We start from the raw sequence: 12,067 nt of genomic DNA on the forward strand, positions 1-12,067 counted from the left end.
TCTGGGTCAGTATGCTACCTAAGCAACGCAGGGCTGTTTCTTGCGTCCGACTAAAATGTGATTGGTGGGGAGGTGGGGAGGTGGGGAGATAGGGAGATAGGGAGATAGGGAGATAGGGAGATAGGGGGAACAGAAAGTTGTACCTTTGAACGCAACTTAGTATCAAATAGGGTGCGCGTAGCCCATTAGCTGGCGTTGCTGAATCAAGGAATGAATGCCCGACATTTGGTTTTGGTCAAGCCCCCGTTGGTCCCCCAAATTTGGGGGACGCAAGAAAGTCTTGTTCCCCCCAAAATTGGGGGGCTAGGGGGGCAAAACCATACCCAGAATCAGCAACGCCCATTAGCTGATAGCTGATAGCTGATAGCTTACAGATTATTTTCATGATTACTTCACAATTGACATTTAGAATTGTGTATGTTTTCGTGAGAGAAGTTTATAGTTAAAAAAACTGAAAATGGGTCAATCAATTATTGAATTAGTTGATCAGCTTCCAGAGGATAATATAACCGTAACAGTACTGAATGTCCTGGATTTTATTGTTCCGGGGGAATGGGAAAATCTCGTCGGTTTTGACAATACAATTAGCGCAGTTACAGGGGAAACAGATCCAGATGTGATTGAGTCAATTCGCGCCCGCGCCCTTGAGCTATACGAAGACCCTGATCAGGGATACCAAACAGCTATCTGGATTTACCACACTCTTGACAATACTGACACAGCGATCGCAGCAGCAGCTTTAGCTGACAAAGTCGGGGATACCTTGAGTTGGATCCCATTCTTAGACAAACTGACTCCCAAAGCTGACACCGTTCAATCTATTGACTTGAGTATAAAACTGGTCGGAGAACTGATCGCTCATAGCAAGATTCACGGCCTTGGCTTTAATCCGGTAGATTTTGCTGCTTCTGTGACAGAAAACTATCATAACGAAGCTCTGATGCGGATGGTAGCCTTAGTTTGCATCGATGGTCTAATTCCTCTGGGTGCTGACTTCATCTCTAAAGTCCGAAATAGCCTGGATGAAGGAGGGGAGTCCGCTCTAGAAGATAATCCTGCCTTTGCAGCTCTGAGTGACTCAATTCCTGAATCCGATAAACAGGGATTTATCACTAACACCTTTGATGCAGTTGGTGACTGGATGCATGATTTAATTTCCTCGACTGGGTTAAGCCCGGAGTCACTGTTTGAGCGTCTGGGTGGCTTCATAGAACTTGCTGATGACAAGTTAGACTATGTAGCGGCATTTCTAGACGCTAGTACCAATTGTTATGAGCATACTGGGATTCAAACTGTTGCTCGTCATCTGATTGAGCGGGCAGCTAAAGAGATTTGAGGTAAGCTATCAGCAATCAGCTATCAGCAATCAGCAATCAGCTATCAGCTATCAGCTATCAGCTCTCAGCTCTCAGCTTTTGAATAAGCGATGCAGCAAGGGAACAGGGGAGGCAGCGCCGTCTTGGGGGTTCCCACGGGGCTGGAGAGCGATGCAGCAAGGGAACAGGGGAGCCAGTGCGGTCTTGGGGGGAACCCCCAAGACCGCACTGGCGTGGTTTCCCCCACTCGCGCTTTGCATGGCTGACAGGTGCGGACGCAGGTTCCGCACACAGACCCATGCGCCATGAGCGACTGCCGTGGTTTCCCCCACTCGCGCTTTGCATGGCTGACAACAAGTAAGCATTGGAATAATCCTGACTGAAGTCCCAGCGTCGTTCGCACAGCGTGAGCCTTTAGCTCACGGCTGATAGCTGACGGCAGCTCAAGCAGCGTGCGCGTAGCGCATATGCTTACATTTAGGGCACCTTTAAATTATCCCAAATTAGGTTTTTTTTAAGCTGACTGCTGACTGCTGACCGCTTACAATTTTGGCCATTGGGATCAGTAATGGGGAATTATTAATATGACCAGGATTCCCCATTAACTGAGTCTCCATTATCGATGTATAAAGATTATTTTTTAATTTATTTTTTCCTCTTTTTGTGGTGTCTAAAGTTTTTTTTACGGGTTAAATTCAAACGTTTAATCATCCTATCGACTGTGGAATGACCAATTAACACACCCGTTTCTTCGGCTAACCAAATCCGGAGTTCATCTAAGGTAGCATCATTGTTTTTGATGACCAGATCTCGGAGAATATTTAATTGCTCTGGGGTAAGTTTTATCGGAGTTTGTTTAGTGCGAACTTTGGGAGCAATATTTCCGGTTTCTCGATACTGTTTGAGTAATTTTTGAACAAAGCTTAAGGCAACATTAAACTGTTTAGCCAGCTTACGTTGAGAGATATTGCCTTGATTATAAGCATCAATAATTTTTTGTCTAAGATCAACAGAGTAGGCTTTCATGGTTCTTGAGGAGAATTATCTGAGCTATCCTCATTGTACCTGACTAGCGTGGGTATTAGCTAGAGCCTATGGGAAAACCTTGGAACCTGGAAAACTGAGAGCCGTCAGCTGACAGCTGTAGCTTATTTTATTCAAAAGCTGTTCGGTGTAGCAAGCACAATGGGGATAAACTATTCCCATAGCGTTGTCACAGCCTTTGGCTGATACCTGATAGCAGATCAAGAAGCGTGGGCGTAGCGCACACTTCTTGATCTGCTTATGGGCTATGGGTAAGCTACACTATGCTGACGCCTGAAGCTGACGGCTGAATACTGACGGCTGAATGCTGACGTTGTAAAGTAATGTAAAAATATTTAGCTGTCCGGCAAAAGAAGCCCCACATCTCAATGCTACGCCATGAGTGTGGGAACGAAGTTACCGCAAGAATAAGGCAGCCTTTATGGTTGGTCGGTTATGGGTAAAAGGGTTCAAACTTTGAGGCGCGACCCATGGCGAATTTAATTCGCCATGGGTCGCGAAAGCGCGCCTCCATGATTAAGGCTGCCTTAATAAACAGGTTTCATCTCCGGGATGAATTTTGCACAGGGTATGCACGGATCAAAGGATAGAGCTATCAAGCTTCTGAGTAATTCGGATGGAGTCATTCCTCTGGGATTGACCGTAGGTAACGCGGGGCGCGTTCGGCCTCCTGTTTCAATTGCTGTTTCTCAAAACTAGTCAACCTGATTACAAATCTTTGATATTTCATTTTTTGCTTAACACCTGTTACAACAGATGTTATCTTAATGATAGGTCGAGAAATAGGAGATGACAACAGTGAGATCAGTGTACCAGTATCGGTTGAGATTAACTAAGTCACAGGAAGCGGAAATAGAGAAATGGCTTGATCTGCTGCGCCATCAATACAACTATTTGCTTGCTGACAGATTTAACTGGTACGAACAGAATCGTTGCTCCGTTAACTCCTGTCCCCTAGTCTGTTATTTACCAGAATTAAGAAACAATCCTGACTATTTTTCCCAAAAGAAAACTCTACCTCAGCTAAAGAAAGACAGACCTTGGTATGGGGCGGTTCAGTCTCAAGTCCTACAAGACTGTGTCAAAAGAGTAGATTTAGCTTTTAAAGGATTCCTGAAGGGTGACAGTAACGGTAAAAAGAGTGGTAGACCAAGGTTCAAAGGAAAGAATAGATATCGTTCCTTTACTTTTACCTCTCTTTCTAAAACTCCTATAAATGGCAATATCTTGACTCTTCCTAAATTTGGAAAAGTTAAGATGATTTACCACAGACCTATCCCCGAAGGTTTCAAAATTAAAACAGCTACTATAACCCGAAAAGCTGATGGTTATTACGTTACGCTATCAATCCAAGATGATACCGTTCCGGACATCATGCTAGTAGATAGCGTCACTAATCCCATTGGGATAGACATGGGCCTTAAGTCGTTCCTGATCAAATCCGATGGTACAGAGGTGCCAATTCCCCAGTACTATCGGAAAGCCCAAAAGCGACTCAAGAAAATCCACAAAGCTGTTAGCAGGTCTAAGAAAGGTAGTAACAACAGAAAAAAAGCTGTCACCAAACTGGGAAAGGCTCACAAAAAGGTTGCTGACACGAGAAAAGATTTTCATTTCAAAACAGCCAAGGAACTACTGAATAGCCACGACCTAGTAGCCCACGAGAAACTCAATATCAAAGGTCTGGCAAAAACAAAAATGGCTAAGTCAGTTTTAGATGCTGGGTGGGGTGTGCGATTCGTTGGTTAGAAACCATACCTAATAAAGGTCTGGGGGATTAACCACAAGGACTAATGAGCCTTGATAACTTGATAACCATGTTGGTGAAATACCAACCCTCGTGAAATCCGAGTGACAGCCTTACCCCTGCCCACTGAGTAATAACAAACTAAGCGGGTAAAGCGGGGTCGAACAGTGAAGCGCTATTAACTCAAAATGGCGTTAGTAACAGGCAAATGAACTCAAGGGTACCAAAAGGAAGATATGTTTGAACCGTCGTTACAGCAACGCAGCGAAATGAGCTGATACGCTGCATTCAAATAGATAAAGGAACATAAAAGGATTATAAGGTTACCCCTCCTTATAATGATTTCCCAAGTTCCCGGCGGAGAATACCACCCTAAAAGTTCAACAGAATGGTTACCAGGAACGAAGTAACTTCATAGGTACTCTCGGAAAGGTCGGTCTCCGAGTAGGTAGTTAGCCGTATGGCCTATGTAAGGAAGATAGAGTCAGAAGCCAAAGCTTAAGGTAACTCTTAAGATATGCAGACAGACTCACGTGATAGGAAATGATGTAGTTGTAAGTAGCAATTGATATGTCTAAAACTCGGGGGTTCGCCCCACAGTCGGAATGGAATCGTACGGATTGGCGAAAGCTAGAACGTGTCGTATTCAAGTTGCAAAAACGAATATATCGAGCCTCCCAACGTGGTGATGTTCGCGTGGTACGTAAACTACAAAAGACTCTGATGAAGTCTTGGTCGGCAAAAATGCTAGCGGTAAGGAAGGTAACACAACAAAATAAAGGTAAAAAGACTGCCGGAATAGATGGACGTAAAGCCAATGATAGCAAACAACGTCTCACCTTAGTAGCCAACCTTAAGTTGTATAAGAAACCACAACCAACCCGCAGAGTTTGGATAGACAAACCTGGACGTAATGAAAAACGCCCTCTAGGGATACCCACGATTTACGACCGAGCGCTCCAAGCTCTCACCAAACAGGCACTAGAGCCTGAATGGGAAGCAATATTTGAGCCCAACTCATACGGGTTTAGACCAGGAAGGTCATGTCACGATGCAATCGAAGCAATATTCCTCAGTATCAAACAAACACCTAAATGGGTATTAGATGCTGATATCTCCAAATGCTTTGATAAAATCAACCACAACACACTTCTCAAAAAATTAAATACTTATCCTTCAATGAAGCGATTAATCAGAGGATGGTTAAAAGCCGGAGTAATGGATAACGGGACATTCTCTCCTACAGAAGAGGGTACCCCCCAGGGTGGGATAATATCTCCACTCCTAGCGAACATAGCCCTACACGGAATGGAAAAAAGAATTAAGGAATACGCCAAATCATTACCTGGAACTAAAAGGGATAATGAAAAAGCATTAAGCCTTATTCGATATGCAGATGATTTTGTCATCATGCATAAATCCAAACAAGTGGTAGAAGAATGTCAAAAGATTATCAGTGAGTGGCTAAAGAACATAGACCTGGAATTAAAGCCAAGTAAAACCAGACTGACCCATACCTTCACAGGATTTAATTTCCTAGGGTTTAACGTTCGTCAATACCCAGCAGGTAAAAACCAGTCAAAACAAGGCTTTAAAACCCTCATCAAACCATCCAAGAAGAAAATAAAAGAGCATTGGGAGCAGCTTTCTCAAGTCATAGACAAACACAAAGCAGCTCCTCAAGCCGCACTCATTAGCAGGCTTAAACCTATTATAAGGGGATGGTGTAACTACTACAAACCAGTAGTAAGTAAAGAAGCCTTCTCAAACCTAGACAATATGCTCTGGAATAAACTTCAAAGGTGGGGATACAGAAGACATCCAAACAAATCTAAAACCTGGGTGAATAAAAAGTATTGGGGAACAAAGGTCGAAAAACCTAAGAAACCTTGGGAAATGCCAAAGATAGACAACTGGGTTTTTATGACAAAAGAGGATAATTACCTCCCAAAACATGTAAAAACAAAAATAATTCGACATGTCAAAGTCAAAGAAACCAGAAGTCCATTCGATGGTGACCTAATATACTGGAATCACAGAATGCAGAAACACCCCGAAATAACCAGCCAGAAAGGAAAACTCCTGAAAAGGCAAGAAGGGAAATGCGCGTACTGTGGACTCACCTTTAGGAATGAAGATTTGATGGAAACACACCATATAATACCACGCGCACAAGGTGGAAACGACCAACTTAAAAATCTTGAATTACTTCACCTACACTGCCACGACATAATACATAGAACAAAAGTCAATCCAAAGTGTCAAGAGTCAAATACCGACTCCTCTGAACTAGATGAAAACCCATTCTAATGTAGAGGTACCAATGACAGTAGTTCCTATCATGAGGAGCCGTATGAAGGGAAACTTTCACGTACGGTTTTGGAGACGAGTCAGAAGTGAGGCGACTCCCTGGCTTAGTTTAATCAATTCCTGTCTATCTTATCAACCAAAGCCGAGAATGCTGGGTTGGTAACGAAAGCAGTAAATCCCAGGAATACTAGCCAGAATTGTTCTAACTGCGGGGAGAAAGTTCCCAAAAAACTAAAAGACCGCACCCATTCCTGTTCTCATTGTGGGTACACAGAAGATAGGGATGTAAATGCGGCTAAAAATATCTTGAAATTGGCGGTGGGGCATCCCGTCTGTAGTAAAGCTTACCGAGCATCCAAGGCGTTGGCCGGAGTTGGTAAGAAGCCCACACTGAACTTGTAAAAGTCAGTGTGGGAGTATGTCACATGATCAAAGAGCAGACACTAGCAGCTGGGTGATTCAAAGCACGTTTATGATGCAATATCGAAGATTTGGGCGTACAGAATTACAGATGCCAGTCTTTTCCTGTGGTGGTATGCGATACCAGTTCAAGTGGCAGGATGTTCCCAAGGAGCAAATTCCCCAAGATCATCAACAGAATCTCGAAGCAACAATCCGCCGTTCTGTAGAGCTTGGCATTCATCACATAGAAACTGCTCGTGGCTACGGTACTTCTGAGATGCAATTAGGAGAGATTTTGCCAAAATTTCCCCGAGAACAACTGATTGTTCAGACTAAAGTTACTCCTAAGCCTGACCCCAAAGAGTTTCGTCGTAAGTTTAATCAATCCCTCGCTTTCCTAAAACTTGACTATGTTGACCTACTGGGAATCCATGGGATTAATACCCCTGAGTTGCTAGATCAGACTATCCGTCCTGGTGGTTATTTAGATGTAGCGCGACAGCTTAAAGCAGAGGGTAAGGTACGGTTTATTGGATTCTCGACTCATGGTCCTACAGATGTGATTGTTAAAACCATTGAAACGGACCAGTTTGACTACGTTAACTTGCACTGGTATTACATTAATCAGTTAAATTGGCCTGCCATTGAAGCCGCTACTCGTCACGATATGGGGGTGTTCATCATTAGCCCTTCCGATAAAGGGGGTATGCTCTATAAACCACCACAACGGTTAGTGGAACTTTGTGCTCCCCTTAGCCCAATGGTATTTAATGATTTGTTTTGTTTGAGCCATCCCGAGGTCCATACCTTGAGTCTAGGCGCATCTCGACCATCAGATTTTGATGAACACCTCAAAACTGTAAAACTTCTGGAGCGCTCAGAAGAAGTATTACCGCCGATTTTAGAGCGTTTGGAATCAGAAGCGATCGCAAAATTAGGAGAAGACTGGTTCCGAAGTTGGGACATTGGCTTACCCACCCATTCAGAAACCCCAGGCGGTATCAATATTCCAGTGATTTTGTGGTTGAGGAATTTAGCGATCGCGTACGATCTGGTAGAGTATGCGAAAATGCGCTACAACCTCTTAACTAATGCGGGTCACTGGTTTCCTGGTGCCCAAGCCAATCGGGTCAGAGAATTAGACCTGAGGCAGTGTTTGCGTAACAGTCCTAATGCTGATACAATACCAGATTTTTTGGAAGATGCCCATAACTTATTAGGGGGTGAACCAGTCAAACGCCTCTCCCAACAATAATTAAACCAACCTATTAATGATTGTTAATTGTTAATTGTTAATTTTTAATTAACTATCAACCCAGAAAGATCCAGAAAGATCAGTATTCAACCAGACACCACCTTAGGGACTTGCGTGTAAAAAAAATACCAATTCAAGTAGGGTGGGCAAAGTAATATTATCTAGAAGACTCATTTGAACCAAACTGTGTCAGCCATGCAAAGCGCGAGTGGGGGAAACCACGGCAGTCGCTCATGGCGCATGGGTCTGTGTGCGGAACCTGCGTCCGCACCGCTGTTTGCCCCGTGGGAACCCCCACAGGTCGGCGGTGCCTTCCCAAGACCGCGCTGCATCGCTTTTTGCCCACCCTACAAGCTAAAAACTGGTATTTTATTTTTTTGCTACTCCCTTAATTTAATTAATTTTTTTGTTTAGAATTTTTAAGAACTTTCGGAATCTCTGTGATTACTCGTGAAGCAATCTGTGGTGGGGTCTCCTCATAATCTTCACAGATGTGAAGGTCAGCTAATTCATAGAGACTCCGTCTTTGGTCAAGAATTTTCTGCAATTCTAAAGCAGGATCAGGTTTCTGTAGTAAGGGGCGAGTGGTATCCTCTCCCAAGCGGTTGAATAACACTGGCACAGGGACATCCAACCAGACCACCAGACCATAATGCAGATAACTCCAATTCTGGGGTTTAAGCACAATACCGCCTCCTGTAGCAACGATCAATTGCTGATAAGCCGATAGTTCCGATAGTACCTGAGTCTCCAGCTGTCGAAAGGTTTCTTCTCCGTCCTCAGCAAATATCTCGTTAATCGTTTTACCGGCAATTTGCTCAATCAGGGCATCTGTATCACAAAAACCATAGCCTAGCTCACTAGCTAGTAAACCTCCAACAGTAGTTTTGCCAGCGCCCATCATGCCAATCAGAAAAACATTGAGGCCCTTCAACAAGTCATTCACGCATGCCCTCCCCAGTCTAATCAGTGATTACCCTTAGTTCACACTTAATCAAAGGTACCACCCTAAGACTTTCACTGCGAGACAACCTTTCACATTTATGCTATTATTCACAATAGCTTCATCTAAACTTCATCCCAACAAAAGCGATGTATCGTGCTTTTGGGTAGCCAGTGAGACCAAAGGGGGTGCCCACTGGGCTTGACTTCGGGCGACCGTAAGCCTATGCATACAGCCCCTCCCTATGAGCGACTGGCTTGGTTTTCCTGATCTGCGACTGCATCAAGAAAACGGGAGCGTGGAAACCGTCATCATTTATGTGGCTATGTGGCGGAGGAAGGGATAGTTGGCGGTTTTAAGCGCCGTCATTAGAAGCGATGCAGGGTCGTGACCGGGGTTTCCCCCACTCGCACTTTGCATGGCTGACAAAGTAGCCAGAAACTTAGGCTTAGACCTAAGCAGACCGGGTAAGCGGTGTTTGAGCACCGTAAGCCTGGTCATGCTATGGACTGAATGCAAGTCCAATCTTGGCATCAGGGTACAACAAACCCCAATTTTGTAGACCAGGGAGACTCAAATATGTATAACACATCGGTTTTAATCCCTGGCACTCAACTACCTGATGAAGCAGCTGATTTCGGTGTCTCACAAAACTATCCAGTGGAACAGATCTACTGGTTTTCACTAGTGGTCACTCCATCTAAACTAGGGGTAACAAAGTAAATGTTGCTAATTCGTGACATTGTCAAACAAGCTCTCACAACCGGTTATCTTACCTTAGAAGCCGAGGATAAATTACGCAGGATGCTCCATCAAAAACATAAAAAGTACGATTTGGCGGATCTCGATGCCTTTATGGCCTTACAGGAAGCCGCCATGACTGGCCGCGTGAGGCAACAATCTCGCGAACAAATGAACAATTAGCCCAATGGATAATTGAGTAACTATCTAACAATAACAGCCAAGGAGTAACCTTTTACTACCTTGGCTGCTATTGTATTGCTAGTTATAATAAAATCAACCGTCAAGCATGGTTATTGAAAGTCTTCATCATCCTCAAACCCCCAGTCCTCTTCATCCTCTTCAGTCTGCTTAGCTACCGTCTTGTAAGGTGGATTAATGACTCTATACTTGGCATCGTAAACTGTTTCAGATTTACCAACACCTGAATTACCAGGTTTGCGATAACCATAGGAATAAACGGAATCGCTTTGATCACTACTTTCGGGTTCTTCGCTCAGGTCATAGCTAGTGGGATCCCCTTTAGTGGTGTGTGAGGTCGAATCTTGCTTAACCCCTTGGCGACCTGATGAAACTCGATCTGAATTTTGATCTTCCTCAAAGTCCCACTCTTGACTACTACTTTCTTCCCAATCCGAGCTTGTATCATCTTTTGAGGTTTGTTTCGAGGCCGGACGCTCACGAGTTTTATCCTGCCTCGTCTGGGTTTGATAACTTTCGCCACGGCTATATTCAGAAAATAATGGCTCGTCGTCCGGTGGTTCAGAATTTCGACTAGAATAACGCCAAGCCAGGTAATTGGGGAGTCGTAGGCTGATGCTGGTTAGAACTCCAGCTCCAACGGCACCAACAATCCACAAGGCTAGAGGTAGAGGTGGTGTCTTCATGCCTAGAAAGACCAAAGGTAGCACTGGCAACCAATTATCAACAACAAACAGTGCCAATCCACCTATTACCAAACATAAGAATATAATAATCCTAAACATAAACCAAGGGATTGAAGGTTATAGGTTAAAAGTTGAGGGGTGATGAAGATTTATCAGCATATATCAGGCTCAAGGCAGAAAAGTCTGACGATTTAGCCTCCTACTACTTCCTCTTTTAAATCTGCCCTATTTTCCCCATCTTTCCGATATCTTGATTTCCTACCTATCATGATAACTATGTTTAAGGGAATCATTACTTCTCCCCTGCCACCGTTTTAGGGGAATGCAGTCAATGTCTAACTGGTCTAAAGCACGAGCTACCACAAAATCCACCAAATCTTCGATGGTTTGAGGGTTATGGTACCAAGCCGGTATAGCTGGAACAATTCTAACTCCTGTTTCTGCTAACCTGGTAAGGTTACGCAGATGGATTAAGCTAAAGGGTGTTTCACGAGGTACGATTACTAGCTTACGCCCTTCTTTAATTTGAACATCTGCTGAACGCTCCAGCAGGTCAGTACTGAAGCCCGCAGCCATTTTTGCTACGGTATTCATACTACAGGGCATGATCACCATTCCTAAAGTACGGAAAGAACCACTAGCAATACTGGCTCCCACATCCCCCCACCGATGACAAATGAGTTTGCCCCCCTGATCGACTGCCGCTTGCTGACGCCAGAATTGTTCTTGTAGATCGGGTTCAAGAGGCATGCGAATATTTTGCTCTGCCTGCCAAACCATATAGGTAGATTTCGATGCCACCAGCTCAATAGCATAGTCAGCCTCTAGTAAATACTTTAAAGCCCTTACTGCATAGATTAGGCCAGATGCACCAGTGACACCAAGAATTAAAGGAGTTGTCATTAGTCAGTAGTCAAATTATGTCCGGTTGGTAAGTATTCAGCCGTCAGCTGTCAGCTATCAGCTATCAGCTATCAGCTATCAGCTATCAGCTATCAGCTATCAGCTATCAGCTATCAGCTGACATTGTTAATTAACAAAAAGAAATTAACCCTATTAGAATCAAGGGTATTATAAGTTATTAACCGGACTTAATATCATTTAATTGGTAGTGAGTGGTTAGTGGTTAGGGGAGCAGGTCTTGGGTTGCTGAAACATTAGTACTATGTACCATGAGAGCAAGCTTAAACCCATGAGGGGGCTATAGATAATGTACAAATATTCTGCATAAGTGACATGCTCCCCCTATTACCTATTACCCATTACCTATTACCCATTACCTATTACCCATTACCCATTACCCATTACCTATTACCCATTACCCATTACCTATTACCCATTACCTATTACCCATTACCCAGATAAGCGTACAAATGTTCTGCATAAGTGACATGCTCCCGTGGTTAGTGGTTAGTTAACCTT

12 protein-coding genes and 2 pseudogenes are annotated in these 12,067 nt (G+C 43.9%); 9 read left to right on the forward strand and 5 right to left on the reverse strand.

Annotated elements, in window-relative coordinates; translation table 11 throughout:
• Window positions 1–457 precede the first annotated feature (457 nt).
• Window positions 458–1,336 (forward strand): hypothetical protein, encoded by an 879-nt coding sequence (locus tag BJP34_RS20305; RefSeq protein ID WP_070393913.1) that lies wholly within the window; start codon window positions 458–460, stop codon window positions 1,334–1,336.
• A gap of 58 nt (window positions 1,337–1,394) precedes the next feature.
• On the opposite strand, the gene BJP34_RS40400 is transcribed toward BJP34_RS20305, so the two are convergent.
• The gene (locus BJP34_RS40400) at window positions 1,395–1,661 is read right to left on the reverse strand and encodes a hypothetical protein (RefSeq protein WP_149031082.1); all 267 of its coding nucleotides are present in this window, start codon (window positions 1,659–1,661) and stop codon (window positions 1,395–1,397) included.
• 300 nt (window positions 1,662–1,961) lie between these two features.
• The gene (locus BJP34_RS20310) at window positions 1,962–2,342 is read right to left on the reverse strand and encodes a helix-turn-helix domain-containing protein (RefSeq protein ID WP_070393914.1); all 381 of its coding nucleotides are present in this window, start codon (window positions 2,340–2,342) and stop codon (window positions 1,962–1,964) included.
• An 816-nt stretch (window positions 2,343–3,158) separates the two neighbouring features.
• Between BJP34_RS20310 and BJP34_RS20315 the strand changes: the two are divergent.
• The 5 genes and pseudogenes from BJP34_RS20315 to BJP34_RS40405 form a co-directional block, all read left to right on the forward strand.
• Window positions 3,159–4,091 (forward strand): annotated as a pseudogene (locus tag BJP34_RS20315) (RNA-guided endonuclease InsQ/TnpB family protein); the annotation flags it as partial.
• Window positions 4,092–4,677: 586 nt separating this feature from the next.
• Complete coding sequence (gene ltrA / locus BJP34_RS20320) at window positions 4,678–6,417, forward strand: group II intron reverse transcriptase/maturase (protein ID WP_070391047.1); 1,740 nt, start codon at window positions 4,678–4,680, stop codon at window positions 6,415–6,417.
• A 108-nt stretch (window positions 6,418–6,525) separates the two neighbouring features.
• A pseudogene (locus BJP34_RS37275) lies at window positions 6,526–6,819 on the forward strand (zinc ribbon domain-containing protein); the annotation flags it as partial.
• Window positions 6,820–6,892: 73 nt separating this feature from the next.
• The gene (locus BJP34_RS20325; protein ID WP_070393915.1) at window positions 6,893–8,074 is read left to right on the forward strand and encodes an aldo/keto reductase; all 1,182 of its coding nucleotides are present in this window, start codon (window positions 6,893–6,895) and stop codon (window positions 8,072–8,074) included.
• A gap of 195 nt (window positions 8,075–8,269) precedes the next feature.
• The gene (locus BJP34_RS40405) at window positions 8,270–8,488 is read left to right on the forward strand and encodes a hypothetical protein (protein ID WP_149031083.1); all 219 of its coding nucleotides are present in this window, start codon (window positions 8,270–8,272) and stop codon (window positions 8,486–8,488) included.
• Here BJP34_RS40405 and BJP34_RS20330 read toward each other — a convergent pair.
• A complete protein-coding gene (locus BJP34_RS20330) occupies window positions 8,472–9,020 on the reverse strand; it encodes a shikimate kinase (RefSeq protein WP_070393916.1) in 549 nt (182 codons plus the stop codon). The two genes, BJP34_RS40405 and BJP34_RS20330, sit on opposite strands and share 17 nt — an antisense overlap.
• A gap of 576 nt (window positions 9,021–9,596) precedes the next feature.
• On the opposite strand from BJP34_RS20330, the gene BJP34_RS43840 reads away from it, so the two are divergent.
• Together BJP34_RS43840 and BJP34_RS20340 are read left to right on the forward strand one after the other, a co-directional pair.
• Window positions 9,597–9,740, forward strand: coding sequence for a hypothetical protein (locus tag BJP34_RS43840; protein WP_158517332.1), 144 nt, complete (start codon window positions 9,597–9,599; stop codon window positions 9,738–9,740).
• The gene (locus BJP34_RS20340) at window positions 9,741–9,941 is read left to right on the forward strand and encodes a hypothetical protein (protein WP_070393918.1); all 201 of its coding nucleotides are present in this window, start codon (window positions 9,741–9,743) and stop codon (window positions 9,939–9,941) included.
• 110 nt (window positions 9,942–10,051) lie between these two features.
• Here BJP34_RS20340 and BJP34_RS20345 read toward each other — a convergent pair whose 3' ends face one another.
• Window positions 10,052–10,702, reverse strand: coding sequence for a hypothetical protein (locus BJP34_RS20345; protein ID WP_202971997.1), 651 nt, complete (start codon window positions 10,700–10,702; stop codon window positions 10,052–10,054).
• A gap of 201 nt (window positions 10,703–10,903) precedes the next feature.
• Window positions 10,904–11,548, reverse strand: a complete 645-nt coding sequence (locus BJP34_RS20350; RefSeq protein WP_070393920.1) for a flavin prenyltransferase UbiX — start codon at window positions 11,546–11,548, stop codon at window positions 10,904–10,906.
• A 333-nt stretch (window positions 11,549–11,881) separates the two neighbouring features.
• Between BJP34_RS20350 and BJP34_RS49190 the strand changes: the two genes are divergently transcribed.
• Window positions 11,882–12,010, forward strand: coding sequence for an alpha/beta hydrolase (locus BJP34_RS49190; protein WP_158517333.1), 129 nt, complete (start codon window positions 11,882–11,884; stop codon window positions 12,008–12,010).
• Window positions 12,011–12,067 lie beyond the last annotated feature (57 nt).

This window comes from Moorena producens PAL-8-15-08-1 (assembly GCF_001767235.1).
GTDB lineage: Bacteria > Cyanobacteriota > Cyanobacteriia > Cyanobacteriales > Coleofasciculaceae > Moorena > Moorena producens_A.

What these genes read in the sequence shown, in the direction of transcription:
- BJP34_RS20350 (WP_070393920.1), bottom strand. Translation starts at nt 11,548, where the DNA reads ATGACAACTCCTTTAATTCTTGGTGTCACTGGTGCATCTGGCCTAATC.
- BJP34_RS20305 (WP_070393913.1), top strand. Translation starts at nt 458, where the DNA reads ATGGGTCAATCAATTATTGAATTAGTTGATCAGCTTCCAGAGGATAAT.
- BJP34_RS40400 (WP_149031082.1), bottom strand. Translation starts at nt 1,661, where the DNA reads ATGCAAAGCGCGAGTGGGGGAAACCACGGCAGTCGCTCATGGCGCATG.
- BJP34_RS49190 (WP_158517333.1), top strand. Translation starts at nt 11,882, where the DNA reads ATGCTCCCCCTATTACCTATTACCCATTACCTATTACCCATTACCTAT.
- BJP34_RS40405 (WP_149031083.1), top strand. Translation starts at nt 8,270, where the DNA reads ATGCAAAGCGCGAGTGGGGGAAACCACGGCAGTCGCTCATGGCGCATG.
- ltrA (WP_070391047.1), top strand. Translation starts at nt 4,678, where the DNA reads ATGTCTAAAACTCGGGGGTTCGCCCCACAGTCGGAATGGAATCGTACG.
- BJP34_RS20310 (WP_070393914.1), bottom strand. Translation starts at nt 2,342, where the DNA reads ATGAAAGCCTACTCTGTTGATCTTAGACAAAAAATTATTGATGCTTAT.
- BJP34_RS20340 (WP_070393918.1), top strand. Translation starts at nt 9,741, where the DNA reads ATGTTGCTAATTCGTGACATTGTCAAACAAGCTCTCACAACCGGTTAT.
- BJP34_RS43840 (WP_158517332.1), top strand. Translation starts at nt 9,597, where the DNA reads ATGTATAACACATCGGTTTTAATCCCTGGCACTCAACTACCTGATGAA.
- BJP34_RS20325 (WP_070393915.1), top strand. Translation starts at nt 6,893, where the DNA reads ATGCAATATCGAAGATTTGGGCGTACAGAATTACAGATGCCAGTCTTT.